At 54.2% G+C, this 262-nt stretch carries 1 protein-coding gene; it reads right to left on the bottom strand.

The annotated features are described in order from the left end of the window. Positions 1-262, bottom strand: a 262-nt coding sequence (locus CEF13_RS28695) for a hypothetical protein (RefSeq protein WP_211297036.1), incomplete at both ends; no start/stop codon positions are given.

The following is a 262-nucleotide window of genomic DNA, read 5'->3' as shown; positions in this document are numbered from 1 at the left end:
GTCAACGTCGTTTCTGCTCCCGCTGGTGTTCCGGTTGCATCATCTGCTGCTACACGGATAAGTAACGTATGCGAGCCTGCCAAGTTTGGCGCATTTGTTCCGTCATACTTCACGTAGCTACCGCCGTCTACTTTGAACTCCATCGTCGAATCTAGTCCAACAATTGTGTTCGCTGCATCGTTAGCCGATACGTTTGGCGCTGCTGGTGCTGGCGGATTCGGCGTGAACGTCAGCGTCTTTTCTGCTCCCGCTGGTGTTCCGG

The organism is Paenibacillus castaneae (genome assembly GCF_002884445.1).
Taxonomy (GTDB): Bacteria; Bacillota; Bacilli; order Paenibacillales; family Paenibacillaceae; genus Pristimantibacillus; species Pristimantibacillus castaneae.
The sequence above is the reverse complement of the archived record's forward strand: the minus strand, read 5'-3'. Positions and strand labels throughout refer to the sequence as shown.